At 70.3% G+C, this 25,992-nt stretch carries 27 protein-coding genes and 2 riboswitches; of the genes, 14 read left to right on the plus strand and 13 right to left on the minus strand.

Features of this window, described 5'->3' with window-relative positions:
- Positions 1-64 precede the first annotated feature (64 nt).
- Positions 65-529, plus strand: a complete 465-nt coding sequence (locus tag G9Q37_RS04045) for a CBS domain-containing protein (RefSeq protein ID WP_166224916.1) — start codon at positions 65-67, stop codon at positions 527-529.
- Between the two features lie 9 nt (positions 530-538).
- Here the strand turns inward: G9Q37_RS04045 and G9Q37_RS04050 are convergent, their stop codons facing one another.
- The gene (locus G9Q37_RS04050; protein WP_166230950.1) at positions 539-1,750 is read right to left on the minus strand and encodes a polyhydroxyalkanoate depolymerase; all 1,212 of its coding nucleotides are present in this window, start codon (positions 1,748-1,750) and stop codon (positions 539-541) included.
- 139 nt (positions 1,751-1,889) lie between these two features.
- Between G9Q37_RS04050 and G9Q37_RS04055 the strand changes: the two genes are divergently transcribed.
- On the plus strand, positions 1,890-2,546 hold the full coding sequence (locus G9Q37_RS04055) for a glutathione S-transferase (protein WP_166224919.1): 657 nt from the start codon (positions 1,890-1,892) through the stop codon (positions 2,544-2,546).
- Positions 2,547-2,576: 30 nt separating this feature from the next.
- Here the strand turns inward: G9Q37_RS04055 and G9Q37_RS04060 are convergent, their stop codons facing one another.
- Positions 2,577-3,002 carry a cupin domain-containing protein gene (locus tag G9Q37_RS04060; RefSeq protein WP_166224922.1) on the minus strand — a complete coding sequence of 142 codons (426 nt, stop codon included), beginning with the start codon at positions 3,000-3,002 and terminating at the stop codon, positions 2,577-2,579.
- Positions 3,003-3,122: 120 nt separating this feature from the next.
- Here G9Q37_RS04060 and aroC point away from each other — a divergent pair, with 120 nt between their 5' ends.
- Both aroC and G9Q37_RS04070 read left to right on the plus strand, forming a co-directional pair.
- Positions 3,123-4,223 carry a chorismate synthase gene (gene aroC, locus G9Q37_RS04065; RefSeq protein ID WP_166224925.1) on the plus strand — a complete coding sequence of 367 codons (1,101 nt, stop codon included), beginning with the start codon at positions 3,123-3,125 and terminating at the stop codon, positions 4,221-4,223.
- Positions 4,224-4,271: 48 nt separating this feature from the next.
- Positions 4,272-5,432 (plus strand): MFS transporter, encoded by a 1,161-nt coding sequence (locus tag G9Q37_RS04070; protein WP_240936507.1) that lies wholly within the window; start codon positions 4,272-4,274, stop codon positions 5,430-5,432.
- Here the strand turns inward: G9Q37_RS04070 and G9Q37_RS04075 are convergent.
- Genes G9Q37_RS04075 through aroE form a run of 3 tightly spaced genes read right to left on the minus strand, consistent with a single transcriptional unit; the run spans position 5,389 to position 7,612 of the window.
- On the minus strand, positions 5,389-6,279 hold the full coding sequence (locus tag G9Q37_RS04075) for a DMT family transporter (protein WP_166224931.1): 891 nt from the start codon (positions 6,277-6,279) through the stop codon (positions 5,389-5,391). The genes G9Q37_RS04070 and G9Q37_RS04075 overlap by 44 nt on opposite strands.
- Positions 6,276-6,734 carry a type II 3-dehydroquinate dehydratase gene (aroQ, locus tag G9Q37_RS04080; protein ID WP_166224934.1) on the minus strand — a complete coding sequence of 153 codons (459 nt, stop codon included), beginning with the start codon at positions 6,732-6,734 and terminating at the stop codon, positions 6,276-6,278. The genes G9Q37_RS04075 and aroQ overlap by 4 nt, the downstream gene beginning before the upstream one ends.
- Before the next feature lie 56 nt (positions 6,735-6,790).
- Positions 6,791-7,612: a shikimate dehydrogenase gene (gene aroE / locus G9Q37_RS04085; protein ID WP_166224937.1), complete on the minus strand. Its 822-nt coding sequence runs from the start codon at positions 7,610-7,612 to the stop codon at positions 6,791-6,793.
- 73 nt (positions 7,613-7,685) lie between these two features.
- Between aroE and G9Q37_RS04090 the strand changes: the two genes are divergently transcribed.
- On the plus strand, positions 7,686-8,351 hold the full coding sequence (locus tag G9Q37_RS04090) for a DsbA family oxidoreductase (protein ID WP_166224940.1): 666 nt from the start codon (positions 7,686-7,688) through the stop codon (positions 8,349-8,351).
- Positions 8,352-8,357: 6 nt separating this feature from the next.
- On the opposite strand, the gene G9Q37_RS04095 is transcribed toward G9Q37_RS04090, so the two are convergent.
- Positions 8,358-8,600, minus strand: coding sequence for a glutaredoxin domain-containing protein (locus tag G9Q37_RS04095; protein ID WP_166224943.1), 243 nt, complete (start codon positions 8,598-8,600; stop codon positions 8,358-8,360).
- Positions 8,601-8,696: 96 nt separating this feature from the next.
- On the opposite strand from G9Q37_RS04095, the gene G9Q37_RS04100 reads away from it, so the two are divergent.
- The gene (locus tag G9Q37_RS04100; RefSeq protein WP_166224946.1) at positions 8,697-8,987 is read left to right on the plus strand and encodes a hypothetical protein; all 291 of its coding nucleotides are present in this window, start codon (positions 8,697-8,699) and stop codon (positions 8,985-8,987) included.
- Between the two features lie 10 nt (positions 8,988-8,997).
- Here G9Q37_RS04100 and G9Q37_RS04105 read toward each other — a convergent pair whose 3' ends face one another.
- From G9Q37_RS04105 to G9Q37_RS04130, 6 genes are all read right to left on the minus strand, one after another.
- Positions 8,998-10,941, minus strand: coding sequence for a radical SAM protein (locus G9Q37_RS04105; protein WP_166224949.1), 1,944 nt, complete (start codon positions 10,939-10,941; stop codon positions 8,998-9,000).
- A 58-nt stretch (positions 10,942-10,999) separates the two neighbouring features.
- Positions 11,000-13,909 carry an aminomethyl-transferring glycine dehydrogenase gene (gene gcvP, locus G9Q37_RS04110; RefSeq protein ID WP_166224952.1) on the minus strand — a complete coding sequence of 970 codons (2,910 nt, stop codon included), beginning with the start codon at positions 13,907-13,909 and terminating at the stop codon, positions 11,000-11,002.
- A gap of 31 nt (positions 13,910-13,940) precedes the next feature.
- Positions 13,941-14,312 carry a glycine cleavage system protein GcvH gene (gene gcvH / locus G9Q37_RS04115; protein ID WP_166224955.1) on the minus strand — a complete coding sequence of 124 codons (372 nt, stop codon included), beginning with the start codon at positions 14,310-14,312 and terminating at the stop codon, positions 13,941-13,943.
- A 31-nt stretch (positions 14,313-14,343) separates the two neighbouring features.
- Positions 14,344-15,405, minus strand: coding sequence for a glycine cleavage system aminomethyltransferase GcvT (gcvT, locus tag G9Q37_RS04120; protein ID WP_240936621.1), 1,062 nt, complete (start codon positions 15,403-15,405; stop codon positions 14,344-14,346).
- Between the two features lie 118 nt (positions 15,406-15,523).
- Positions 15,524-15,627, minus strand: a riboswitch (glycine riboswitch).
- Positions 15,628-15,640: 13 nt separating this feature from the next.
- Positions 15,641-15,736: riboswitch (glycine riboswitch) on the minus strand.
- A 34-nt stretch (positions 15,737-15,770) separates the two neighbouring features.
- On the minus strand, positions 15,771-16,277 hold the full coding sequence (locus G9Q37_RS04125) for a hypothetical protein (protein ID WP_166224961.1): 507 nt from the start codon (positions 16,275-16,277) through the stop codon (positions 15,771-15,773).
- A gap of 143 nt (positions 16,278-16,420) precedes the next feature.
- Positions 16,421-18,106 (minus strand): electron transfer flavoprotein-ubiquinone oxidoreductase, encoded by a 1,686-nt coding sequence (locus tag G9Q37_RS04130; protein WP_166224964.1) that lies wholly within the window; start codon positions 18,104-18,106, stop codon positions 16,421-16,423.
- Between the two features lie 136 nt (positions 18,107-18,242).
- Here G9Q37_RS04130 and G9Q37_RS04135 point away from each other — a divergent pair, with 136 nt between their 5' ends.
- Genes G9Q37_RS04135 through G9Q37_RS04145 form a run of 3 tightly spaced genes read left to right on the plus strand, consistent with a single transcriptional unit; the run spans position 18,243 to position 20,386 of the window.
- Positions 18,243-19,025: an SDR family oxidoreductase gene (locus G9Q37_RS04135; RefSeq protein WP_166224967.1), complete on the plus strand. Its 783-nt coding sequence runs from the start codon at positions 18,243-18,245 to the stop codon at positions 19,023-19,025.
- Positions 19,026-19,967: a DMT family transporter gene (locus G9Q37_RS04140; RefSeq protein ID WP_240936508.1), complete on the plus strand. Its 942-nt coding sequence runs from the start codon at positions 19,026-19,028 to the stop codon at positions 19,965-19,967.
- Complete coding sequence (locus tag G9Q37_RS04145) at positions 19,964-20,386, plus strand: acyl-CoA thioesterase (protein WP_166224970.1); 423 nt, start codon at positions 19,964-19,966, stop codon at positions 20,384-20,386. Before G9Q37_RS04140 ends, G9Q37_RS04145 begins: the two co-directional genes overlap by 4 nt.
- A 9-nt stretch (positions 20,387-20,395) precedes the next feature.
- Here the strand turns inward: G9Q37_RS04145 and G9Q37_RS04150 are convergent, their stop codons facing one another.
- Positions 20,396-21,148 carry an IclR family transcriptional regulator gene (locus G9Q37_RS04150; RefSeq protein ID WP_166224973.1) on the minus strand — a complete coding sequence of 251 codons (753 nt, stop codon included), beginning with the start codon at positions 21,146-21,148 and terminating at the stop codon, positions 20,396-20,398.
- A gap of 107 nt (positions 21,149-21,255) precedes the next feature.
- Here G9Q37_RS04150 and G9Q37_RS04155 point away from each other — a divergent pair, with 107 nt between their 5' ends.
- The 5 genes from G9Q37_RS04155 to G9Q37_RS04175 are packed head-to-tail and all read left to right on the plus strand — an operon-like array spanning position 21,256 to position 25,978.
- Positions 21,256-22,227 carry a Bug family tripartite tricarboxylate transporter substrate binding protein gene (locus G9Q37_RS04155; protein ID WP_420810307.1) on the plus strand — a complete coding sequence of 324 codons (972 nt, stop codon included), beginning with the start codon at positions 21,256-21,258 and terminating at the stop codon, positions 22,225-22,227.
- Positions 22,228-22,270: 43 nt separating this feature from the next.
- Positions 22,271-22,954, plus strand: coding sequence for an RraA family protein (locus G9Q37_RS04160; RefSeq protein WP_166224979.1), 684 nt, complete (start codon positions 22,271-22,273; stop codon positions 22,952-22,954).
- Positions 22,951-23,883: an NAD(P)-dependent oxidoreductase gene (locus G9Q37_RS04165; protein ID WP_240936510.1), complete on the plus strand. Its 933-nt coding sequence runs from the start codon at positions 22,951-22,953 to the stop codon at positions 23,881-23,883. The genes G9Q37_RS04160 and G9Q37_RS04165 overlap by 4 nt, the downstream gene beginning before the upstream one ends.
- Positions 23,884-23,889: 6 nt before the next feature.
- Positions 23,890-24,963, plus strand: coding sequence for a cyclase family protein (locus G9Q37_RS04170; protein WP_166224984.1), 1,074 nt, complete (start codon positions 23,890-23,892; stop codon positions 24,961-24,963).
- 28 nt (positions 24,964-24,991) lie between these two features.
- Positions 24,992-25,978, plus strand: coding sequence for a Bug family tripartite tricarboxylate transporter substrate binding protein (locus G9Q37_RS04175; protein WP_166224987.1), 987 nt, complete (start codon positions 24,992-24,994; stop codon positions 25,976-25,978).
- Positions 25,979-25,992 lie beyond the last annotated feature (14 nt).

The raw sequence follows: 25,992 nt of genomic DNA on the forward strand, positions 1-25,992 counted from the left end.
GGCGGATTGTGGGCTATATTGGCCGCCAGTCTCGCCTGCAGGCGACACATCCCGAGGAGCACACATGAAAGTCAGCGACATCCTGCGCGTCAAGGGCGGCACGCTCTACACCGTTTCCCCGGACGAACGCCTCGAAATCGCGGTGCAGACCATGGCGCAGTACGACATCGGCTCGCTGGCCGTGATGGAACACGGCGAGCTCGTGGGCATGCTGACCTTCCGCGAACTCATCGAGACCCTGGCCGACAACGGCGGCCAGCTCGGCAACCGCACCGTGCGCTCGGTGATGGACGACCACCCCATGACCTGCACGCCCGAGACCGAGCTCGAACAGGTGCGGCCCATGATGCTCGAGAAGCACACGCGCTACATGCCGGTCATGGAGAGTCGCATGCTCATGGGCGTGATCAGCTTCTACGACGTGGCCAAGGCCGTGGTGGACAGCCAGAACTTCGAGAACAAGATGCTCAAGGCCTACATCCGCGACTGGCCCGAGGAAGAAGCTGCGCAAGACCCGCAGCCGCGCTGAGCCCCGCGCTCAGCCCAGGCTGGCGTGGATGTGCTCGCGCACGCGCGGGTAGATCTGCGCCTGCCAGCGCCGCCCGCTGAACACGCCGTAGTGGCCCACCCCCGTCTGGATGTGGTGCGTCTTGCGGTAGGGCCGGATGCCCGGGCACAGGTCCTGGGCCGCCACGGTCTGGCCGATGGCGCAGATGTCGTCGCGCTCGCCCTCCACCGTCATCAGCGCCGTGCGCCGGATCGCCGCGGTGTTCACGCGCCGGCCGCGCCACATCAGCTCGCCGCGCGCGAGGTCGAAGGTCTGGAACACCTTGGCCACCGTCTCCAGGTAGAACTCGGCCGGCAGGTCGTTCACGGCCAGGTATTCCTCGTAGAAGTCCTGGATGGTGCGGGCCTCGTCCACGCGGCCGTCCACCAGGTGATCGACCATGGTGCGAAACGACTGCTGGTGCCGCTCGGGGTTCATGCTCATGAAGGCCGTGAGCTGCACGAAGCCCGGGTACACGCGGCGCATGTGGCCCGCGTGCGGCAGCGGGACGTGGCTGATGAGGTTCTGCTCGAACCACTCGATGGGCTTGCTGGTGGCCAGCCGGTTCACCTCGGTGGGGTTCACGCGGCAGTCCACCGGGCCGGCCATGAGCGTGAGGCTGGCGGGTGCGGCGGCGTGCCCGTCCTCGGCCATGAGCGCCGTGGCCGCGAGCGCCGCCACGCAGGGCTGGCACACCGCCACCATGTGCGCGCCCGGGCCCAGGTGCGCGGTGAAGCGCACCAGGTAGTCGATGTAGTCGTCGAGCCCGAAGGCGCCGTGGCGCAGGTGCACGTCGCGCGCGTTGTGCCAGTCGGTGATGTAGACGTCGTGGTCCTGCAGCAGGGTGCGCGCGGTTTCGCGCAGCAGCGTGGCGAAGTGGCCCGAGAGCGGCGCCACGAGCAGCACCGGCGGGCTGGGGTCGGCCGCGCGCTTCTTGAAGTGCAGCAGGCTGCCAAAGGGCAGCTGCAGCGCCACCGTTTCGTCCACGGCCACCGGCTCGCCGTTCACCAGCACCTCGCCGATGCCATAGGGCGGGCGGCTGTGGGTGAGGCGCAGGCGACCCACGAGGTCGCAGGCGGCCGCGAGCTGGCGCAGCCAGGTGCGCTCCGTGCGCGGCACCCACAGCGCCGAGGCCAGCGACTGGGCGGCCAGCCGCCAGGGTGAGAGCAGGTCGGACTGGGTCTGGTAGGCCTGATAGAGCAGCATGGTGTGCCTCTCGGGGAGGGATGTGCGGCATGCAGGCAAGTCCTGCGCCAGCCCGGCCGTGCACCGCCGCGGTGCCTCGCGCCGGCCCGCGCATGGCACAGGCTTTGCTGCGGCCGTGCATCCACAGGAGACGCCCATGGCCACGGCAGAACTCACCATCAGCAGCAAGAACTACGGGGCCTGGGCCTTGCGCGGCTGGCTCATGTGCAAGCTCGCGGGCCTGAAGTTCACCGAGAAGGTGATCCCGCCCGACGATCCTTCGGTGCGCGCCGAGATGCTGCTGCTCTCGTCGTCCATGCGCGTGCCCTCGCTGGTGCACGAGGGTGTCACGGTGTGGGACGTGCTGGCCATTGGCGAGTACCTCAACGAGATCAAGCCCGATGCCGGTCTGCTGCCGGCCGACCGCGCGGCGCGCGCGCACTGCCGTGCGATCTGCGGCGAGATGCACTCGGGCTTCACGGCGCTGCGCTCGTCGCTGCCCATGAACATCAAGGCCCACTTCCCGGGCTTCAAGCTCTGGAGCCGCGCGCAGACCGACATCGACCGCATCGAGGCGATCTGGACCGAGTGCCTGGCCAACTACGGCGGCCCCTGGCTGTTCGGCGCCAGGCCCTGCATCGCCGACGCCATGTTCGCGCCGGTGGTGACGCGCTTCATCACCTACGCGGTGCCGCTGGACCCGGTGTGCGTGGCCTACTGCGACACGGTCATGGGGCTGCCGGCGATGAAGGAATGGGTGGCCGCGGCCGAGGCCGAGCCGGACGAGATCGACGAGTTGGATGCGGAGTTCTGACACCCGCCGATCAAGCCGGCGTAAAACGACTCACGCCGGCCAAGGCGTCGGCTTCGGGATTTCGCACACCGGGTCCACGTCCACCGTCTTGAAATCGGCGGGCGAGACGATCTCCAGGTACTCCATGTCGGGCGAGTAGTCGAACAGGTAGTGCCGCACCCCGGGCCGCTGGTGCACGCAGTCGCCGGCCTCCACCAGCGTCACCTGGTCCTCGTACATGAAGCGCGCCCAGCCCTTGAGCATGATCACGATCTGGAAATCGGCCTCGTGCCGGTGCCAGCCCGTGCCCTCCTCGGGCGGCAGGTTGGCCTTCACCAGGTGCGCAATCACCTTGCCGTGCGTGGCCTTGGCGATGCCCAGGTCGCGGTAGAGGAAGAAGTCGCGCAGGCCGCCGCCCTGGTAGGGCGTGTCGGCGGGCTTGACGTGCGAAAACAGGGTTCCGGTGCGATCCAGCATGAGACGCTCCTTTCTGGGGCATGGCAGCCGCGGTTGCGCTGCTATGCAAGCCGAAGCACGAAGCATTCCGGAACCGGCCCGGGCAGGCCCCCGCCGGTCGCTCGCCGATAATCGGCTCCCATGAGCGGCAACACCCTAGGCACCCTGTTCCGGGTCACGAATTTCGGCGAATCCCACGGCCCGGCCATCGGCTGCGTCATCGACGGCTGCCCCCCGGGCATGGACCTGTCCGAGGCCGACATCCAGGGCGACCTCGACCGCCGCCGCCCCGGCACCAGCAAGTTCGTCACCCAGCGCAACGAGCCCGACACGGTCGAGATCCTCAGCGGCGTGTACGAGGGCAAGACCACCGGCACGCCCATCTGCCTGCTGATCCGCAACACCGACCAGCGCAGCAAGGACTACAGCGAGATCGCGCGCAGCTTCCGCCCCGGCCACGCCGACTACACCTACTGGCAGAAATTCGGCATCCGCGACCCGCGCGGCGGCGGTCGCTCCTCGGCCCGCCTCACCGCGCCCACCGTGGCCGCGGGCGCGGTGGCCAAGAAGTGGCTGGCGCAGAAGTTCGGCACCACCTTCCGCGGCTGCATGGTGCAGATCGGCGAGATCGCCATCCCCTTCGAGGGCTGGGAGCACGTGCCGAACAACCCCTTCTTCGCGCCCGTGGCCGACGTGTCCGCGCTCGAGGACTACATGGGCGCGCTGCGCAAGCGCGGCGACTCTTGCGGCGCGCGGCTGCGCGTCACGGCCAGCGGCATGCCCGTGGGCCTGGGCGAGCCGCTGTACGACCGGCTCGACGCCGACATCGCCCACGCCATGATGGGCCTGAACGCCGTCAAGGGCGTGGAGATCGGTGCGGGCTTTGCGAGCGTGGCCGATTTCGGCAGCACCCACGGCGACAGCCTCACGCCCGAGGGCTTCGCGGCCAACAAGGCCGGCGGCGTGCTCGGCGGCATCAGCACCGGGCAAGACCTGGAGGTGCAGATCGCCATCAAGCCCACGAGCTCCATCCTGGTGCCGCGCGAGAGCATCGACATCACGGGCGCAAGCACCGAGGTCATCACCAAGGGCCGTCACGACCCCTGCGTGGGCATCCGGGCCACGCCCATCGCCGAGGCGCTGCTCGCGCTGGTGGTGATGGACCACGCGCTGCGCCACCGCGCGCAGTGCGGCGACGTGGTCACCGACACGCCCGACATCGCCGCGCGCTCGCGGGGCTGAGGCTTGGCTCCGGCGACGACCCGCGCGGGGGCGGAGCGGGGCGGCTCCGTGCTGGCCTTCTGTGCACTGTCGGCGAGCTACTTCGCCCACATCGGCTTCTTCAACCCCTACCTGCCGCTGTGGCTCAAGGACATGGGCTTCGGCCTGCTGGCCATCAGCGTGCTCACCTCGGTGCAGTCGGCCACGCGGCTGTTCGCGCCCTACGGCTGGGGCTGGCTCAGCGACCACACGGGCGAGCGCGTGCGACTGCTGCGCCTGGGCTCGGCGATCGCGCTGCTGTTCTCGCTCGGGCTGTGGTTTCCGCTCGGCGGGCCGCTGCTGTTCGCGGTGCTGCTGGGGATGTTCACCCACACCAGCGGCATGATGCCCATGAGCGAGGCCGTGCTCGCGCAGATCGTGAGCCGCGACGGCCGATTCGACCCGCGGCGTTATGGCCGCGTGCGCGTGTGGGGCTCGATCGGCTTCCTGTTGACGGTGCTGCTCGCGGGCGCCTGGTTCGATGCCTTCGGCATGGGCAGCTTCGCGGCCTGGACCTCGCTCACGCTCGCGGCCGTGGCGCTGAGCACCTGGTGGCTGCCCGACCACCGCGAGCCCGCTGCGCACGAACAGCGCCCCGAGCCCATCGGCCCCGTGCTGCGCCAGCCGCGCGTGCGCTGGTTCTTCGCGGCGGTGTTCTTCCACGTGCTGGCCCACGTGTTCGTCTACGTGTTCTTCTCGCTGCACCTCGATGCGCAGGGTTACGCCAAATCGGCCATCGGCCTGTTCTGGGCGATCTCGGTGCTGATCGAGATCGGCTGGTTCTTCACCCAGGGCCGCTGGCTGCCCGCGCTGCGGCTGCCGGGCTGGCTCGTGCTCGCGGGCGTGCTCATGGGTCTGCGCATGGCGGTCACCGCCACGCTGCCCGCGGTGTGGCCGGTGCTGGCGCTGGCGCAGCTGCTGCACGCCATCACCTTCGCGGCCCACCACACGGTGTGCATTGCCTGGATCAGCGAGCACTTTCCGGGCCGCCTGCGCGGGCGCGGGCAGGCGCTGTACGCGGTGATCGGCTATGGCCTGTCGGGCGTGAGCGGTGGCGTGCTGGGCGGGCTCGTGTCGAGCCGCTTCGGCCTGTCCAGCGTGTTCTGGCTCGCCAGCGCCTGCGGTTTCGCCGCGGCGCTGTGCGCGCTCAGGGTGCGGGCGTTGACGCGAGCCAGCGGCGCAAGGGGTTGAAACCCGTGACGAGCGCGGTGGCCACCAGCACCAGCGCGCCGCCCACGAAGATCCCGCTGGAGAGTTCTTCGCCCAGGAACAGGTGGCCCCAGGTGACGCCGAACACCGGGATCATGAAGGCCGGGCTGATGGCCGCCACGGGCGAGACCTGGCGGATGATGCGCAGGTGGATCCAGTAGGCCACGCCCGAGGTGACCACGCCCAGCACCAGCACCGAGAACATTGCTGCGGGCGTGAACTGCGCCTGTGGCAGGGCCCAGAGCGCGCCCGGCGCGAGCACCACCAGCGCGGCCAGGTGCAGGCCGCCGGCAATGGCCAGCGGCTCCATGCGCGTGGTGGCGCGCTTCATGAGCGGCGTGGACGCGCCGTAGCAGGCCGAGGCCACGATGCAGGCCAGCACGGCGAGCACCGTGGGGCCGTCGAGCCGCACCGGGCCAAGCTGCACGATCAGCGCCACGCCCGCGAAGCCCACGGCGCAGCCGAGCAGCTTGCGCACGGTGAGCGTGTCTTCCTTGAACCAGGCCGCGGCCAGGGTGCCGAACAGCACCGCCGTGGTGTTGAGCAGCGCGCTGTAGCCTGCCGGCAGGCGCAGCGAGGCCCAGGAGTACAGCAGGAAGGGCAGGGCCACGGTGAGCATGCCCAGCAGCCCGAGTTCGCGCCAGTGCCGCCAGGGCCAGGGCTGGCGCAGCGCGCGCATGATGCACACCAGCGCCACGATGGCCAGCGACACGCGCAGGCCGGCCAGCGTGAGCGGCCCCAGCAGCGGGGCCGCGATGCGCAGGAACAGGAACGAGCTGCCCCACAGGGCCGACAGGCCCACGAGCTGCGCGAAGTGGCGCGTCTTCACCGCGCAGCGGACTTGCGGACCAGCCCCTCGATGGCGAGCTCGTAGCCCGCGATGCCCATGCCCACCACGATGCCCGCGGCCACGGGCGAGATGTACGAGTGGTGGCGGAAGGCTTCGCGCGCGTGCACGTTGGAGATGTGCACCTCCATCACGGGCAGCGGCGCCACGCCGGCGATCGCGTCGTGCAGCGCGATGGAGGTGTGGGTGTAGGCGCCCGGGTTCATCACCACGCCCAGCAGCTCGCCGGCCTTGAAGCGTTGGCCCGCGGCATGGATGGCGTCGATCAGCGCGCCTTCGTGGTTGCTCTGCAGGGCCTCGAGCGTGTGGCCATGGCGCGCGGCGGCGGCACGGCAGTTGGCCTCGACGTCGGCCAGCGTGGCCGCGCCGTAGGTGCCGGGTTCGCGCGTGCCGAGCAGGTTGAGGTTGGGACCGTTGAGCAGCAGGATGACGGGCATGGGTGGTGTCTCCTCGGGAATCGATGAAGCTTAAACCAGCGGGGCCCGCGGCCGGCTCAGGCCAGTGGCACAGTGAGCGCTGCGATCACCTGTTTGGTGGACGGCCGCACGCCGCGCCACCACAGAAAAGCCTCGGCCGCCTGCTCCACCAGCATGCCCACGCCATCGGCCAGGGTCTGCACGCCGGCCTCGCGCGCCTGGCGCAGGAACGGGGTGAGCCCCTTGCCGTACACCATGTCGTAGGCCAGCGCGCCGGGCGCGAACAGGCCCGCGGGCAGCGGCAGCGCCTCGCCCGCGAGGCCGGCCGAGGTGGCGTTGATCACCACGTCGAAGGCTTCGCCCGCGAGGTCGGCGTAGCCGCCGCTCTGCAGCGCGGCGTGGGCCGCGAAGTCGGTGCGCAGCGCGTGCGCCTTGTCGGCGCTGCGGTTGGCCACGGCCAGCAGCGCCGGGCCCTGCTGCGCGATCGGCAGCAGCGCGCCGCGCGTGGCGCCACCAGCGCCCAGCAGCAGCACGCGCCGGCCCTTCAGGGACCGGCCGAGGTTGACCTGCAGGTCGTTCACCAGGCCGATGCCGTCGAAGTTCTCGCCCAGGATGCGATCGCCCTCGAACTTGAGCGCGTTGGCCGCGCCGGCCAGGCGCGCGGCCTCGCTCGGGTGGGTGGCGAGCTCGCGGGCCTGCAGCTTGAAGGGCAGGGTCACGTTGACGCCGCGGCCGCCCTCGCGGCGGAAGGCCTCGACCGTGGCGGCGAAGCCGTCGAGCGGGGCTTCGATGGCCGTGTACGTGAGCGACTGCCCCGTGGCCTGGGCGAAGGCGGTGTGGATCTGCGGCGATTTGCTGTGCGAGATCGGGTGGCCGATGACGGCGTAGCGGTCGGTCATGAAGGCTTTCGGGGGGCAGGGTCTTGGGCGAACCCGCCATTGTCACGCAGCGCCGGGCCGGACAATCGCGGCCATGAACACCCCACGCCTCAAGATCGATTTCGTCTCCGACGTGTCCTGCCCCTGGTGCGCCATCGGCCTGGGCGGGCTGGAGCAGGCCCTGCAGCGGCTGGACGGCGAGATCGGCGCCGACATCACCTTCCAGCCCTTCGAGCTCAACCCGCAGATGGCACCCGAAGGCCAGGACATCGGCGAGCACCTGGCGCAGAAGTACGGCAGCACGCCCGAGCAGCAGGCGCAGATCCGCGAGACCATCTGCGCGCGCGGCGCCGAGGTGGGCTTTGCCTTCAACCCCGCGGGTCGCGGGCGCATCTGGAACACCTTCGACGCGCACCGCCTGCTGCACTGGGCCGCCGAAGAAGGCCAGGCCGGCCGGCAGACCGCCTTGAAGAAGGCGTTGCTCGCGGCCTGCCACACGCGCAGCGAGGCCATGGGCCACCCCGAGGTGCTGCTGGCCTGCGTGCGCGAGGCGGGGCTCGACGAAGCGCGGGCCCAGGCCATCCTGGCCAGCGACGAATTCGCCGCCGAGGTGCGCGAGCGCGAGCAGTTCTACGTGTCGCACGGCATCCACTCGGTGCCCGCGGTGATCATCAACGACCGCCACCTGATCTCGGGCGGCCAGCCCGCGGCGGTGTTCGAGCAGGCGCTGCGGCAGATCGCTGCAGGGCAGGTGGGCTGACGCCGCTCAGCGCCCCAGCTGCGTCAGCGCCGCCTGCAGGCCCGCGAGGCCGCCCACGCGCTGGTCGTTGATGAAGATCTGGGGCATCTGCCGCACCGAGGGACCGCACTTGGCGTAGAAGGCCAGGCGCTCGGCCTCGTCGTCGATCTTGATCTCCTCGAAGTCCAGCGAGCGGGACTTGAGCAGCATCTTGGCGGAATCGCACTGCGGGCAGGCGGACTTGGAGTAGACGGTGATCTTGAGGCTCATGGCGCACGAGTGTAGAGCGCTGGCGCCGGCCCCACGGGGCGTATGGGGGCGAATCCGGGTAGGCACGCGGCGGGTCGGCCCGCACAATCGCGGCCCATGAAAATCAAGCCCACCCCCCTGACCGCTGCCGTGGCGGGCGCCGCTGCCGCGCTCGCCTGGCCCCTGATCGCATCGCACTCGGGCACGCCCGGCGGCTCGTGGGGCATCGACCTCATCGTGCTCACGCTGCTGGCCATCGCACTGCCGGCCCACCTGCTGGTGGTGGGCTTCGAGCGCCCCGCGCCCGGCGCCGAGCGCAAGGTGGACACGGCGCTGCTCAAGCGCATCGCGGTGTGGCTGGCGGTGGCGCTGGGGGTGACGCTGCTGCGGTCGGCGATGGGGGGGTGAAGCGCCGGCCTCAGGCGGTCTCGCGCTGGGCCAGGGCGCGCGCGATCCGGTGCTTCTTCACCGTCGGCCGCGGCACCGGGTAGGGCAGGTGCTCGAACCAGGCGCGCACGTCTTCGTCGAGCCCGGTGCCGTGCATGAAGTTGTAGAGCGCCTTGCGCAAGCCGATGCCCAGCGCGTCGTGGTCCACACCCGTGGGATCGATGAAGCCGATGTCGTTCTTGGCGAACCTCACCTCGGGCAGCGGGATCAGCTCGATGCCATAGGCCTTGGGGTCCAGCCCCACCGGCGAATGCACGGTGCACGAGAAGCGGTGGAAGAAGCCGCTCTGGATGCAGCCGTTCTGGAACAGCTGGCGCACGTATTCGAGCGCGTCCACCGTGTCCTGCACGGTCTGGGTGGGAAAGCCGTACATCAGGTAGGCGTGCACCAGGATGCCGGCGTCGCTGAAGCCCTTGGTGACGCGCGCCACCTGGTCCACGGTGACGCCCTTTTTCATGAGCGCGAGCAGGCGGTCGCTGGCGACTTCGAGGCCGCCGCTCATGGCGATGCAGCCGCTGTCGGCGAGCAGCTGCGCGAGCTCGGGCGTGAAGGTTTTTTCGAAGCGGATGTTGCCCCACCAGCTGATGGGCAGTTCGCGCCGCAGCAGCTCCTCGGCCAGGGCCTTGAGGGCCTTGGGCGGTGCGGCCTCGTCGACGAAGTGAAAGCCCGTCTGGCCGGTTTCTTCGACGATGCGCTCGATGCGGTCGGCCAGGGTGCGGGCCTCGGCGGTCTCGTAGCGGCCGATGTAGTCGAGCCCCACGTCGCAGAAGCTGCACTTCTTCCAGTAGCAGCCGTGCGCCACGGTGAGCTTGTTCCAGCGCCCGTCGCTCCAGAGCCGGTGCATGGGGTTGAGCATGTCGAGCAGGCTCAGGTAGTCGTGCAGCGGCAGGCCGTCCCAGGTGGGTGTGCCCACGTCTTCGAAGGGCACGTCGGGCTCGGCGAGGTTCACGTACTTCACCGCGCCGTCGGCGTCTCTCACGAAGGTGCGCTGCAGCCGCTGGGGCCCGCGCTGTCCGCGCAGGTGCTCGATCAGCGACAGCAGCGGCCGTTCGCCGGCGTCGAGCGTCACGTAATCGACGAAGTCGAACAGGCGCGGCTCATTGAGTTCGCGCAGCTCGGTGTTCACATAACCGCCGCCGAGCGCGATGGGCCGTTGCGGCCAGCGCGCCTTGATGGCCTGGGCGATGCGCAGCGCGCCATAGACCGCGCCCGGGAAAGGCACCGAGAGCAGCACGAGCTGCGGCGCGTGGCGCTCCAGGGCCTCGAGGGTGAGCGATTGCAGCAGCGTGTCGATCAGCGTGGGCGGCGCGGCCAGGGCCTGGGCGAGCGGCTCGAAGCTGGGCTGGCTGCTGGCCAGCGATTCGCCGTAGCGCACGAAGGCGAAGCGCTCGTCCACCGCGTCGCGCACCACGTCGGCGAGGTCGTCGAGGAACAGGGTGGCGATGTGGCGCGCGCGGTCTTGCGTGCCCAGCGCGCCGAAGGCCCAGCCCAGCGGGTCGCCGCTGCCATCGCCGTCGTCGCCGCTGAGGTGGCCGTACTGCTCGAGCGCCGCGAAGCGCGGACCTTCGGGCAGCAGCTCGCGCGCGGCGATGCGGTGCGCGAGCGTGCCGTCGCGGCCCTGCAGAAACGCGATGGTGGGCGCGATGCTGCGGCGGTAGCGCGCGAACTGGTCGAGGAAGGCGTGCACGCTGGCCGTGCGCTGCGCCTCGGGCAGGGCGAGCGCGCGCTCGCGCACGGCGTCGAGTCCGGCGGGCGTGAACAGGCGCAGCACCAGGGCCAGCGCGAGGTCGGTCTGCACGGCGTCGATGCCGCGCGAGCGCAGAAAGCCCGTGAGGTAGGCGGTGGAGGGGTAGGGCGTGTTGAGTTGCGTCATCGGCGGGATGACGCTCAACACCCGAAAGGCGGGCGCGTTCATGGCAGGCAGGGCGAGGGCGGCAGTGTACGGCCGCCCCGCCGCGCCCGCGCGCCCCAGGTCAATCGGCGAGCTCGCCCACGGGCACGCAGCTGCAGAACAGGTTGCGGTCGCCGTAGACGTTGTCGACCCGGCCCACGGGCGGCCAGTACTTGTTGTGGCCGCGCGCGTCGAGCGACGCCGCGCCGACCTCGCGGCCGTAGGCGTGGGCCCAATCGCCCTTGAGCAGGCTGGCCGCGGTGTGCGGCGCGTTCTTGAGCGGGTTGTCGTCCTGCGGCCACTCGCCCTGTTCGATGCGCGCGATCTCGCCGCGGATGGCGATCATGGCGTCGATGAAGCGGTCGAGCTCTTCGAGCGTTTCGCTCTCGGTGGGTTCGACCATGAGCGTGTTGGCCACGGGGAAGGACAGCGTGGGCGCGTGGAAGCCGTAGTCGATCAGGCGCTTGGCCACGTCCTCGGCCATCACGCCGCTGCTGTCTTTCAGGTCGCGCAGGTCGAGGATGCACTCGTGCGCCACGTGGCCGTTCGCGCTCGCGTACAGCGTGGGGAAGTGGTCTTTGAGGCACGCGCTGATGTAGTTGGCCGAAAGGATGGCCGCCTCGGTGGCGCGCTGCAGGCCCTCGGCGCCCATCATGCGGATGTACATCCACGAGATCGGCAGCACCGCCGCGTTGCCCAGCGGCGCCGCGGAAATGGCGCCCACGCCGTTCACCGGCAGGCCGCCGGCCGCGTGGCCGGGCAGGAAGGGCACGAGGTCTTCGACCACGCACACCGGGCCCACGCCCGGGCCGCCGCCGCCGTGCGGGATGCAGAAGGTCTTGTGCAGGTTGAGGTGGCTCACGTCGCCGCCGAACTCGCCGGGCGCGGCCACGCCCACCAGGGCGTTCATGTTGGCGCCATCGACGTAGACGCGGCCGCCGTGCCGGTGCACCAGCGCACACAGCTCTTTCACCTGGGTCTCGAACACGCCGTGCGTGCTGGGGTAGGTAATCATCACCGCGGCCAGGTTCGCGCTGTGCTGTTCGCACTTGGCCTGCAGGTCGGCCAGGTCCACGTTGCCGTTGGCGTCGCACTTGGTGACCACCACCTGCATGCCCACCATCTGCGCGCTCGCGGGGTTGGTGCCGTGCGCGCTGCTGGGGATCAGGCAGACGTTGCGGTGGCCTTCGCCGCGCGCACGGTGGTAGGCCTGGATCACCAGCAGGCCCGCGTACTCGCCCTGCGAACCCGCGTTGGGCTGCAGGCTGATGCCCGCGTAGCCCGTGGCCTCGCACAGCCACTGGCGCAGCTGCTGGTCGAGCAGCGCGTAGCCCTGGCGCTGGTCGGCCGGCGCGAAGGGGTGCACGTGCGCGAACTCGGGCCAGGTGATGGGGATCATCTCGCTGGTCGCGTTGAGCTTCATGGTGCACGAGCCGAGCGGGATCATGCTGCGGTCGAGCGCGAGGTCTTTGTCGGACAGCGCGCGGATGTAGCGCAGCATGCCGGTCTCGCTGTGGTGGCTGTTGAACACCGGGTGCGTGAGGAAGTCGCTGGTGCGGCGCAGTTCGGTGGGGATCAGCGGCTCCACGCCTTTCTCGAAGGCCTCGAAGTCGGGCAGGGCCTGGCCGTCCTTGGCGAAGATGGTCCACAGCAGCGCGATGTCTTCGCGCGTGGTGGTTTCGTCGAGCGTGGCCATCACGTACTCGCCCCAGGCGCGGCGCAGGTTCACACCGTGCGCCACCGCGCGCGCCATCAGCGCCTCGGCCTCGGCCGCGCCCACGTGCAGGCACACGGTGTCGAACACGCCCTGCTCGCCATGGTGGGTGTTGGCGTGGCCGAGCTGCGCCAGTCCGCGCGCCAGCACCGCGGTGTAGGCGGCCACGCGCTGCGCGATGCGCTTCAAGCCCTGAGGGCCGTGGTACACGGCGTACATGCTCGCGATCACCGCGGGCAGCACCTGCGCGGTGCAGATGTTGCTCGTGGCCTTCTCGCGGCGGATGTGTTGCTCGCGCGTCTGCAGCGCCAGGCGGTAGGCGGGGTTGCCGTGGGCGTCCACGCTCACGCCCACCAGGCGGCCGGGCAGGCTGCGCTTGTACTCGTCGCGGCAGGCCATGAAGGCCGCGTGCGGGCCGCCATTGCCCATGGGCATGCCGAAGCGCTGCGTGGTGCCGACCACGATGTCGGCGCCCATCTCGGCCGGCGTCTTGAGCAGCGTGAGCGCGAGCAGGTCGGCGGCCATGATGAAGGCCGCGTGTTTGCCGTGCACGGTGGCCGCGTCCTGCGTCCAGTCGTGCAGCCAGCCGCTGGAGGCGGGGTACTGCGCGAAGGCCGCGAAGTAGTCGTCGGCGGCGAGCAGGCGGTCCCATTCTTCGCCCGACATGGCCACGCGCACCTCCAGGCCCAGCGGCGCGGCGCGGGTCTGGATCACCTCGATGGTCTGCGGGTGCGTGTCGCCCGAGACCACGATGGCATTGCCGCGCGCCTTCACCGAGCGCTTGGCCAGCGTCATGGCCTCGGCCGCGGCGGTGGCCTCGTCGAGCATGGACGCGTTGGCGATGGCCATGCCCGTGAGGTCGGTGACCATGGTCTGGAAGTTCACCAGCGCTTCCATGCGGCCCTGCGAGATCTCGGCCTGGTAGGGCGTGTAGGCGGTGTACCAGGCCGGGTTCTCGAGGATGTTGCGCAGGATCACGCCCGGCGTGTGGGTGCCGTGGTAGCCCTGGCCGATGAAGCTCTTGAGCAGCTTGTTCTGCTGCGCAATGGCCTTGAGCTCGGCCAGCGCCGCGGCCTCGGTCACGGGCGCGGGCAGCTTCATGCCCTGGCTGCGCGCGATGCTGCGCGGCACGATGCTGTCGATCAGCGCGCGGCGCGAGGCCTCGCCGATCACCGACAGCATGTGGGCCTCGTCGGCCTCGGTGAGGCCGATGTGGCGGGCGACGAACTCGCTGGCGTTCTCGAGTTCACCCAGGGGTTTGACGGCGGGCATGAGCATGGCTCGGGCTTTCCTGCAGGGGCGGGGGTGGTCAGTTGTTCGCGGCGAAGGCGTCGTAGGCGGTCTTGTCGAGCAGCGCGTCCACCTGCGAGGCGTCGCTGAGCTGCACCTTGAAGAACCAGCCGGCGCCCAGCGGGTCGCTGTTGGCGAGCGCCGGGTCGGCGCGCAGGGCTTCGTTGACCTCGGTGACGGTGCCGCTCACGGGCATGTAGACGTCGGCCGCGGCCTTCACCGACTCGACCACGCCGGCCACGTCTTTCTGGGCGAAGGCCTTGCCCACTTCGGGCAGTTCGACGAAGACCACGTCGCCCAGCGCGTCCTGCGCGTGGTGGGTGATGCCGACCGTGGCGACGTTGCCGTCCACGGTGATCCATTCATGGTCTTCGGTGTACTTGGTGGTCATGAGGAAAGCTCCTGGGGGATGGGGGGAAGGATCAGCCGCGGTAGTAGCGGTTGGGCACGAAGGGCATGGGCGCCACCACCATGGGCACGGCCTTGCCGCGCACCAGCGCGTTCACGCGGGTGCCGGGGGCGGCGAACGCCGGCGGCAGGTAACCCATGGCGATGGGCTGGTTGATGGTAGGGCCGAGCAGGCCGCTGGTGACTTCGCCCAGGCGCTCGCCCGCTTCGCTCTGCAGTTCGGTGTGCTCGCGCACCGGCACGCGCTCCTGCGCGATCAGGCCCACGCGCACGCGCTCGGGCGGGGTGGCGCCGTCGAGCTGGGCGAGCACGCGCGCGGCGCCGGGGAAGCCGCCGGCGCGCGCGCCGCCGCTGCGGCGCACCTTCTGCATGGCCCAGTTCAGGCCGGCTTCGACGGGCGTGGTGGTGGTGTCGATGTCGTTGCCATAGAGGCACAGGCCGGCTTCGAGGCGCAGCGAGTTGCGCGCGCCCAGGCCGATGGGCTGCACCTCGGGCTGCGCAAGCAGCGCGCGCGCGAAGGCCTCGGTGTCGGCCGCGGCCAGCGAGAGCTCGAAGCCGTCTTCGCCGGTGTAGCCGCTGCGCGTGACGAACAGCGGCCGGCCCTGCCATTCGAAGGCCGCGCCGGTCATGAACACCAGCTTTTCCACGCCGGGCAGCAGGCGCTGCAGCGCGGTCACGGCCTGCGGGCCCTGCAGCGCGAGCAGGCCGCGGTCGAATTGGGGTTCGATGGTGCAGCGCTGGCCGATGCGCTGCTGCATGTGCGCGAGGTCGCCGTGCTTGCAGGCGCCGTTGACGATCACGAACAGGTGGTCCTCGCGGTTCACGAACATCAGGTCGTCGACGATGGTGCCCTCGTCGGTGAGCAGCAGGCCGTAGCGCTGCTTGCCCGGCGCCAGGCCGATCACGTCGACCGGCATCAGGCTTTCGAAGGCGGCCGCGGCCTCGGGGCCCGACAGGCGCAGCTGGCCCATGTGCGACACGTCGAACAGGCCGGCGGCGTTGCGCGTGTGCTGGTGCTCGGCCATGAGGCCCGCGGGGTACTGCACCGGCATGCTGTAGCCCGCGAAGGGCACCATGCGCGCACCGAGTTCGAGGTGCAGGGCGTGCAGCGGGGTCTGGAGAAGTTCGGTGGCGGACAAGGGCGGACTCGCTGGCAGGGCAGGCCCCTCGCGGGGCGAAACACGGCATGCCGTGTGCTGCCCCGCTGTCCGCTCTACCTGAGAGATTCACGCGGGCGATGCCGCGCTTGCTCCTTCGGTGGACCCCATCGCGTGGGGCCTCTCTCCAGGGGGGATCGCCTGCCTTGCGGCGGGCGTTTGCCAGTCCTTTTGCCTGAGCGTTCGGGGCCGTTGCGGCCTCCTGCGCCTTCGGCGGCCCCACGCGGGAGCTCTCTCCTGAGCAACGCCGCGGATTCTAGTGCAGTCGACGCGGGTGGCGTTGATCAAACCCCGAGCGGGGCCGATTCCGGCAGCAGTTTGGCCAGCCGCGCGCTGACCGCCTGCGCCCGCTCGCGGCCCGCGATGCGCTCGATCTCGGCCAGCATCTCGCGGCCCACGGCGACCATGCTCGCGGCGTCGCGCGCTTCGCGCAGCGCGTCGCGCAGGCGCTCGGCCATCTGCCGGTCGCGCGGCGCGAACATGCGGTCCGAGAGGTCGAACAGGAACATGCGCGCGCTGGCCAGCGAGCGCGGGCCGCTGAAATCGTCGACCGAGCCCTGCACCGCGAGGCCCGGTGACGGGGCCGGGGCGGGCGGCGGGCGGTCGTCCAGCAGGTAGCCGCCCGCGATCAGCGATTCGACGATGGCCTTGCCGTCGCCGTGGAAGAGGGCATGCAGCGAGGCGGTGGATTTGCGGCCGTCGGCCACGAGCAGGATCGCGCGCTCGCGCTGACCCAGGGTGCGCTGGCCGGGTTGCAGCTCGGCCCGGCCCTTGTCGGTCTTGTTGAGCATGGGTGTGGCAGGGAGTGCTACGGATGACGCAGCACTCTGCGCAGGCCGCATGACGTTCGCGTGTCATGCGGGCGCAAAAAAGCCGCCCGCAGGCGGCTTTCGCCGAGGGATGTGAACGAACGCACATCCCGCGCGGCGGCGCGTCACATCCCCGCGTAGTTCGGCCCGCCACCGCCCTCGGGCGTGACCCACACGATGTTCTGCGTCGGGTCCTTGATGTCGCAGGTCTTGCAGTGCACGCAGTTCTGCGCGTTGATCTGCAGCCGGTCGGCGCCGTCTTCGGTCTTGACGTACTCGTACACGCCCGCGGGGCAGTAGCGGCTCTCGGGGCCCGCGTACTTGGCGAGGTTGATCTTCACCGGCACGCCCGCGTCCTTGAGCGTGAGGTGGGCGGGCTGCTGTTCCTCGTGGTTGGTGTTGCTCACGAACACGCTGCTCAGGCGGTCGAAAGTGAGCTTGCCGTCGGGCTTGGGGTAGGCGATCTTTTCGCACTCGGCCGCGGGCTTGAGGTAAAGGTGGTCGGCCTTCTCGCGGTGCAGCGACCACGGCGGGCTCTTGAAGCCCAGGCGCGGCAGCAGCCAGTGCTCGATGCCCACCATGAGGCCGCCGATGAGGTTGCCGTACTTGAACCAGCTCTTGAAGTTGCGCGAGCTCTCGAGCTCTTCGCGCAGCCAGCTCCGGTCGAAGGCCGCGGGGTAGGCGGCCAGTTCGTCGTGCTGGCGGCCGGCCTGCACGGCCTCGAAGGCGGCCTCGGCGCAGAGCATGCCGCTCTTGATCGCCGCGTGGCTGCCCTTGATGCGTGCGCCGTTGAGGTAGCCCGCGTCGCAGCCCACGAGCGCGCCGCCCGGGAACACCGCCTTGGGCAGGCTCATGAGGCCGCCCGTGGTGATGGCGCGCGCGCCGTAGCTCAGGCGCTTGCCGCCTTCGAGGAACTGGCGGATGCGCGGGTGCGTCTTCCAGCGCTGCATTTCCTCGAACGGGCTCAGCCAGGGGTTGCTGTAGTTCAGGCCGGCCACCAGGCCCAGCGTGACCTTGTTGTCCTCGAGGTGGTAGAGGAAGCCGCCGCCGTAGGTGTCGTTCTTCATGGGCCAGCCCGCGGTGTGCACCACCAGACCGGGCTTGTGCTTGGCCGGGTCGATCTCCCAGAGCTCCTTCACGCCGATGGCGTAGGCCTGCGGATCCTTGCCTTCGTCGAGGTGGAACTTGGCGATCAGCTGCTTGCCCAGGTGGCCGCGCGCGCCTTCGGCGAACACGGTGTACTTCGCGTGCAGCTCCATGCCGAGCTGGAAGTTCTCGTTGGGCTGGCCGTCCTTGCCCACGCCCAGGTTGCCGGTGGCCACGCCCTTGACCGAGCCGTCTTCGTTGTAGAGCACCTCGGCGGCCGCGAAGCCGGGGAAGATCTCCACGCCCAGGGCCTCGGCCTGCTGGCCCAGCCAGCGCACCACGTTGCCCAGGCTGATCACGTAGTTGCCGTCGTTGTGGAAGTTGTTCGGGATCAGGAACTTCGGGGTGTCGAAGGCGCCGGTCTCGGTGAGCCAGAGCAGCTGGTCGTCGCTCACGGGCTGGTTCAGCGGCGCGCCGTCGGCCTTCCAGTTGGGCAGCAGCTCGGTGAGGGCCCGGGGGTCCATCACGGCGCCCGAGAGGATGTGCGCGCCGGGCTCGGAGCCCTTCTCGAGCACGCAGACGTTGACCTCGCTGCCCTTCTCGGCAGCCAGTTGTTTCAGCCGGATCGCGGTGGACAGGCCGGCCGGGCCGCCGCCGACGATCACCACGTCGTATTCCATGGCTTCGCGGGGGCCGTACTGGGCCAAGATCTCGTCTTGCGTCATGGGGTCTCGCTCATAATGGTTGGCACACCCCCCGGATGCCCGCCTTTGCGGCGGCGTTCGTGTGTCCGGGGAGCGCGCATTTTATGCGGCGATGCAATAAATCGAACGGTCGTTCGCATTTCAGAGAGACCTCCCCATGGCGTACACCCTCGACCTGTCCGGCCGCGTGGCCCTGATCACCGGCGCGTCCAGCGGCCTGGGCGCCCAGTTCGCCAAGACGCTGGCGCGCGCCGGCGCGGCCGTGGTGCTGGCCAGCCGCCGCACCGACCGCCTCATGAACCTGCGCGCGCACATCGAGGCCGAGGGCGGCGCGGCGCACGTGGTGGCGCTCGACGTGACCGACCTGGCCTCGATCCGAGCCGCGGTGGCGCACGCCGAGACCGAGGTCGGCCCGATCGACATCCTCATCAACAACTCGGGCGTGAGCACCACGCAGCGCCTGCAGGACGTGGCCGAGGCCGATTACGACTTCGTCTTCGACACCAACACCAAGGGCGCGTTCTTCGTGGCGCAAGAGGTGGGCAAGCGCATGATCGCGCGCGCCAAGGGCGCGGCCCCGGGCAGCTTCGTGGGCGGGCGCATCGTGAACGTCGCGTCCATGGCCGGGCTCAAGGTGCTGCCGCAGATCGGCGTGTACTGCATGAGCAAGGCCGCCGTGGTCCACATGACCAAGGCCATGGCGGTGGAGTGGGGCCGCTTCGGCATCAACGTGAACGCCATCTGCCCGGGCTACATCGACACCGAGATCAACCACGCGCACTGGCAGACCGAGCAGGGCCGCAAGCTGGTGGACATGCTGCCGCGCAAGCGCGTGGGCCAGCCGGCCGACCTCGACGCGCTGCTGGTGATGCTGTGCGCCCACGAAAGCCATTTCGTCAACGGTGCGGTGATCGCGGCCGACGACGGCTTCGGGGTCTGAATGACCGCGCTGGTGGTGCAGCGGCCGGGCGGCCTGCCGCCCGGCATGGTGACGGGTCTGGCCGCGGGCCTGGGCGCGGGCGCCTTCTGGGGCTCGGCCTTCATCGCGCCGGTGATCGTGCCCGAGTTCGGTTCGGTCGACGTCACCGTGGGCCGCTTCCTGGCCTGCGGGCTGCTCTCGCTCCTGCTGCTGCTCTGGGGTGCGCTGCGCGGTGAGGCGCGCTGGCCCACGGCGCCCCAGGCGCGCGCCGCGCTGGGCCTGAGCGTGCTGGGCTACACCGGCTACTACCTGCTGCTGGTGATCGCGATCCAGGCCGCGGGCGCGGCGCTGCCGGTGCTGATCATCGGCACCATCCCGGTGTGGATCATGCTGCTGGGCAAGCCGCAGGGCCTGCGCTGGCGCAGCCTGTTGCCGGGCCTGCTGCTCACGGCCGCGGGCATTGCGCTCATGGTGCGCGCCGACGCGCACGGCGCCACCGGCGGCGGCGCGGGGCTGTGGCTGGGCGTGCTGTTCGCCGCGCTCGCCGCCGCCGCCTGGACCGCCTTCGGCCTGCTCAACGCGCGCTGGCTCGCGCGCCACCCCGAGGTCAACTCCACCGTGTGGGCCAACTGGCTCGGGCTGGCCGCGGGCCTGGGCGCGCTGGGCATCTGGGCGGTGGCGGGCAGCCCGCTCGCCACGCTGCTGGCGCAGCCGCGCCTGGGCCTGTTCGTGGCGGTGTGCGCGGTCACCGGCATCGGCTCGGCCTGGATCGCCTCGGTGCTCTGGAACATGGCGAGCCGGCGCCTGAGCGCCAGCCTCGCGGGCCAGCTCATCGTGAGCGAGACCGTGTTCGGCCTGCTCTACAACTTCGTCTGGAACGGGCAGTGGCCCGTGGCCCTGCAATGGGCCGCGTGCGCGCTGTTCGTTGCCGGCATCCTCGCCTCCATCCGAGCCCACCGATGAAATTCGAACTGCCCGATAAGAAGAAAGCCGTTCACACCATGCGCATCCCCATCCGCTGGGGCGACATGGACGCCATGGGCCACGTGAACAACACGGTGTACTTCCGCTACCTCGAAACCATCCGCATCGAGTGGATGCGCTCCATCGGCTGCCAGCCCGACCCGCAGGGCGAGGGGCCGGTGATCATCAACGCCTTCTGCACCTTCCACAAACAGCTCGAGTTCCCGGGCGAGGTGGTGGCGACCATGTTCGTGAGCGACGTGGGCCGCAGCAGCTTCGAGAGCTGGTGCACGCTCGAACGCGCCGACGTGCCGGGCGTGGTCTATGCGTCGGGCGGGGCGACCACCGTGTGGGTGGACTTTCCGAAGCAGAAGTCGGCCCCCATCCCCGACAGCCTGCGCCAGCACCTGATCGACTGAGCCCCGCCCTCAGGGGTGCCAGTTCGACAGCACCGGCGGCGTGTTGGCCGATCGGCTGCCCGCGAGCGCGTACGACAGCGCGTTGGCCGCGCGGATCACGTGCTGCGCGTGCTGGTCGAGCGTGCGTTTGGGCAGGCGCGAGCTCGGGCCCGAGATGCACATCGAGCCCAGCAGCCGCCAGCCCAGGCCGAACACCGGCGCGGCCACGCTCGACACCTCGGGTTCGCGCTCGCCCAGCGAGAGGTGGTAGCCGCGCTTGCGGATGCCTTCGTAGGGCTCGCCGCGCTCGCCGCTGAAGGCCAGGATCACGCGGCCCGGCGCGCCCTTGTCGAGCGGCAGCCGCTCGCCGATGCGCACGTGGTGCCGCACCGAGTGCGGCCCTTCCACGCGTGAGATGCAGGCGCGGATGCTGCCCTCGCGCACGTAGAACGAAGCGCTTTCGCCGGTGAGCGCGACCAGCTCGCGCAGCACCGGCTCCACCACCAGGTTGACGTCGAAGCCGCGCTGGTAGCGCGCGCCCAGCCAGCCGGTGGCCGGGCCCAGGCGCCACTGGCCGTCGTCTTCCTGGACCATGTAGTGCGACAGCGCGAGCGTGCGCGCCAGCCGCAGCACCGTGGTCTTGTGGATGCCCGTGCGCCGGCTCAGCTCGGCCAGCGAGAGTGTGGATTCACCGGCCTGGAAGGCCTCCATGAGCGAGAGCGCGCGCGTCACCGCGGTGACGCCTTCGGCGGGTTCGGTGTCGGACGGGGCGGGGTTTCGCATGCTGCACCATGGTTCACTGGGTGAAACGGCATTGTACTCAGTGCAACCTTTGCCCAGAATCCGGCGCACAGCGAAGCGGTTCGCTGCACAACGATGGAGACAAGCCAGTGAACATTTCCCGCCGCCTTCTGACGGGCCTTGCCCTCGCCACCGCCTTCGTGGGCCTGTCGCACGCCCAGGCCTGGCCCAACAAGCCGATCCGCCTCGTGGTGCCGTTCCCCGCGGGCGGCGGCACCGACCTGATCGGGCGCGAACTCACGCAGAAGATCACCGAGGCCACCAAGTGGAACTTCGTGGTCGACAACCGCCCTGGCTCGGGCGGCAACATCGGCATCGACAACGTGGTGAAGTCGCCCGCCGACGGCTACAACCTGGTGCTGGGCCAGACCAGCAACCTTGCGATCAACGCCACGCTCTACGAGAAGCTGCCCTACGACCCGGTGAAAGACCTCACCCCGGTGTCGCTGGTGGCGAGCGCGCCGCTCACGCTGGTGGTGGCCACGAACTCCAAGTTCCGAACCCTGGCCGACGTGATCGCGGCCTCCAAGGCCAAGCCCGGCTCGATCAACTTCGCCACCTCGGGCAACGGCACCGTGGCCCACCTGGCCATGGAGCTGTTCCAGCGCGAGGCCGGCATCAAGCTCATGCACATCCCCTACAAGGGCGCGGCCCAGGGCATCAACGACGTGATGAGCGAGCGTGTCGAGGTCTATGTCTCGTCCATTCCCACGCTGCTGGGCCACATCAAGAACGGCAAGCTGCGTCCGCTCGCGGTCACCTCGCTCAAGCGCGTGGACGACCTGCCCGACGCGCCCACCATCGCCGAGTCTGGCTACAAGGGCTTCGAGGCCGTCACCTGGTTCGGCGTGCTCGGCCCGGCCAACCTGCCCAAGGACGTGGTGGCCCGCCTCAACACCGAGATCAACAAGGCCCTGCAGACGCCCGCGCTGCAGAAGCAGCTGAGCGATCAGGGCGCCGACGTGCTCGGCAGCACGCCCGAGGCCTTCGGCAAGCTGGTCCGTGACGACATCGTCCGCTGGGGCAAGGTCGTCAAGGAGTCCGGCGCCAAGATCGACTGAGACCCGGCCGATCCCCCTCTTGTCCCACCTCCAGGAAACCACCGTGTCCCTTCCCGACATCGTGCGCGACTTCGATCGCGTGTCCCCCGAACTCGTGCAGCAGGCCGGCGCCTACCAGGCCGCGATCCTGGCCGACGTGAACGGCCGCCGCGGCGCGCTGCACGGCCGCATCGCCGCGCTGCGTCCGTCCATGAAGGTGGCCGGCACCGCGTTCACCGTGGAGGTGCGCCCGGGCGACAACCTCATGATCCATGCCGCCATGTCGCTCGCGAAACCGGGCGACGTGCTGGTCATCGACGGCAAGGGCGACCAGACCGCCGCGCTCATGGGCACCATCATGATGACCGCCTGCCGCAAGCTCGGCATCGCGGGCGTGGTGGTCGACGCCGCGGTGCGCGACTCGCTCGAGATCGAGGAGATGGGCTTTCCGGTGTTCAGCGTGGGCACCAACCCCAACGGCCCGACCAAGCAGGTGGGCGGGCGCATCGGCCACCCGGTGTCGGTGGGCGGTGTCACCGTGCACCCGGGCGACCTGGTGGTGGGCGACGCCGACGGCGTGGTGGTGATCGAGCGCGCCCGTGTGGCCGCGCTGATCCCGCTGGCCGAGAAGAAGGTGAAGGACGAGGCCGCGCGCATCGCCGCCATCGGCCAGGGCGACACCGCCGCCAAATGGCTCGATGCGGCCCTGCGCACCGCGGGCGTGTTGAAAGAAGGGGAGCGCCTGTGAGCAACGCCGTCGCCCTCAAACCCGCGCTGCTCGTCACCGCGGCCGACCTCGCCCCGCAGGCCCTGGCCCTGTTGACCGATTTCGAGATCGTCTACGCGGGCAAGACGCCCACCGACGAGGACATCGTGGCCCTGTGCAAGGCCCACAACCCCGAGGCCATCATCGTGCGCTACGGCAAGGTGGGCGCGGCCGCGATGGACGCGGCCCCCGCGCTGCGCGTGATCTCCAAGCACGGCAGCGGCACCGACACCATCGACAAGGTGGCGGCGCAGGCCCGCCACATCGAGGTGCGCGCCGCCGTGGGCGCCAACGCCGCGGCCGTGGCCGAGCAGGCCCTGGCCCTGTTGCTGGCGTGCGCCAAATCCGTGCCCAAGCTCAACGCGCGCATGCAGGCCGGCTTCTGGGACAAGGCCACGCACAAGAGCGTCGAGCTCGCGGGCCGCACCGTGGGCCTGATCGGCCTGGGCGCGATCGGCCAACGCTTCGCGCGCATGGCCCTGGCGATGGAGATGCGCGTGATCGGCTTCGACCCGTTTGCGAAGAGCCTGCCCGCCGGCATCGAAGCCGTGGACCTGGCCACGCTGTGGCGCGAGTCCGACGCGATCTCCCTGCATTGCCCGCTGACCGCGGACAACCGCGGCCTGCTCAACGCCGAGACCCTGGCGCAGTGCAAGCGCGGCGTGATCGTGGTGAACACCGCGCGCGGTGGCCTGATCGACGAGGCCGCGCTGCTGGCGGCCGTGCGCTCGGGCCAGGTGGGCAGCGCCGGCCTCGACAGCTTCGCGGTCGAACCCATGACCGCGGGCCATCCCTTCCAGGGCGACGAACGCATCATCCTGAGCCCGCACATCGGCGGCGTGACCGCTGACGCCTTCGTGAAGATGGGCGTGGGCGCGGCCGAGAACGTGCTCTCGGTGCTGCACGCCTGATCCGCCATGGCCCCGCGTTGGAAACACTCGCCCGACGGGGCGCGCTGGGGCGAGTTCGGCCCGGACGATCAGCGCGGCCGCATGAACCTGGTGACGCGCGAGAAGGTGCTGCAGGGCGTGGCCGAGGTGCGCGAGGGCCTGAGCTTTTGCCTCTCGCTGCCGCTCGACGTGCCCGGCGGCGCCCGCATGAACCCGCGCCGCCAGCCGCCGCAGCGCTACTCGGTGATCCGCAACGGCCCCAGCGCGGGGCAGCAGGGCTTTTGCTGGTCCTACGCGTCGGAAGACCCCGAGCTCACCGACGTGGTCAACGACGACGTGGCCCTGCTCAGCCTGCAGTACTCCACGCAATGGGACAGCCTGGCCCACGTGGGCAGCCTGTTCGACGCCGATGGCGATGGCGTGGCCGAGGCGGTGTTCTACAACGGCTACCGCGCGGGCGAACACATCCGCCCCGGCACCGAAGACCCGCAGGCCACGCAGGCTTTCGCGCGCTTCCCCGGTCCGCAGGCCGATGCCCTGGGCATCGAACACCTCGCGGAGCACGGCGCGCAGGGCCGGGGCGTGATGATCGACCTTGAACACCACCTGGGCCGCCGCCGCCAGGCCGTGGGCTACGACGCGCTCATGCGCATCCTCGAGGCCGACGGCATCGCGGTGGAAAGCGGTGACATGGTGTGCCTGCACACCGGCTTTGCCGACACCCTGCTCGCCATGAACCGCCGGCCCGACCTGGAGACCCTGCACGCCACCGGCAGCGGGCTCGACGGCTGGGACGACCGGCTGCTCAACTGGATCGTCGACGTGAAGCTGGCCTGCCTGCTCGCCGACAACCCCGCGGTGGAGCTGGTGGTGCCCAAGCTGGCCCGGCCCGCGGGCGGCCCCGCGCTGCGCCAGCCGCGCCTGCCCCTGCACGAGCACTGCCTGTTCAAGAACGGCATTCACCTGGGCGAGCTCTGGTACCTCACCGAACTCGCCCGCTGGCTGCGCGCGCATGGGCGCAGCCGCTTCCTGCTCACGGCGCCGCCGCTGCGCCTGCCGGGCGCGGTGGGGTCGCCGGCCACGCCCATCGCCACCGTTTGATCCCGAGGCCCACCCACAGGAGACCACCATGAACCCATCCCGAACCCGCCGCACCCTGTTCGCCGCCTGCGCGGCGCTGGGCCTGACCCTTGCCGTCCCGATGGCGCAAGCCCAGGGGCTCTGGCCCGCCAAGGCGGTGCGCATCATCGTGCCCTACGGGCCCGGTGGCGCCGTTGACGTGGTCACGCGCAAGATGGCGCAAAAACTGACCGAGCAGACCGGCCAGAGCTTCTACGTCGAGAACAAACCCGGTGCGACCGGCACCATCGGCGCCAGCCTTGCCGCCAAGGCCGAGCCCGACGGCTACACCCTGGTGGCCAACGACACCACGTACTCGCTGTTGCCCCACATCTTCAAGAAGCTGCCTTTCGATCCGCAGACCGACCTGGTGCCGGTGAGCGCCTATGTGTTTGCGCCCATGGGCCTGGCGGTCAATGGCCAGTCGCGCTTCAAGACCCTGAACGACCTGGTGACCGAGGCCCGTCGCGAGGCCAACCGCGTGAGCTACGGCACCGGCGGCCCGGGCACCACGCCGCATTTCGCCACCGAAGCGCTGGGCATCGCCGCGGGCGCGAACTTCATGCACGTGCCGTTCAAGGGCGCGGCCGAGGCGACCACTGCCATCCTGTCGAACACCATCGACATGCAGATCGCGTCCACCACCGGCCTCATGGGCAACGTCAAGAGCGGCAAGCTGCGCCTGCTCGCCGTCAGCGGCGACAAGCGCCTGGCCGCGCTGCCCGACGTGCCCACCTTCGCCGAGACCGGTGTGGGCTGGTCCGGCGTGGTGAACTGGACCGGTCTCTGGGCGCCCAAGGGCACGCCCGCCGACGTGATGGCGCGTCTGCAGAAAGAGATTGCGACCGCCATGGCCTCGGCCGACATGAAGTCCTTCGCCGAGGGCATGGGCGCCGAGCCGCGCCAGGTGGGCGGTGAGGCCTTCGGCCGCATGCTCAAGGACAGCACCGATGCCTGGGGCAAGGTCGCTGCCAACACCGCATTCGAAAAGCAATAAGTCACGCCGGGCGC

This window comes from Hydrogenophaga crocea (assembly GCF_011388215.1).
In the GTDB taxonomy this organism is placed as follows: domain Bacteria; phylum Pseudomonadota; class Gammaproteobacteria; order Burkholderiales; family Burkholderiaceae_C; genus Hydrogenophaga; species Hydrogenophaga crocea.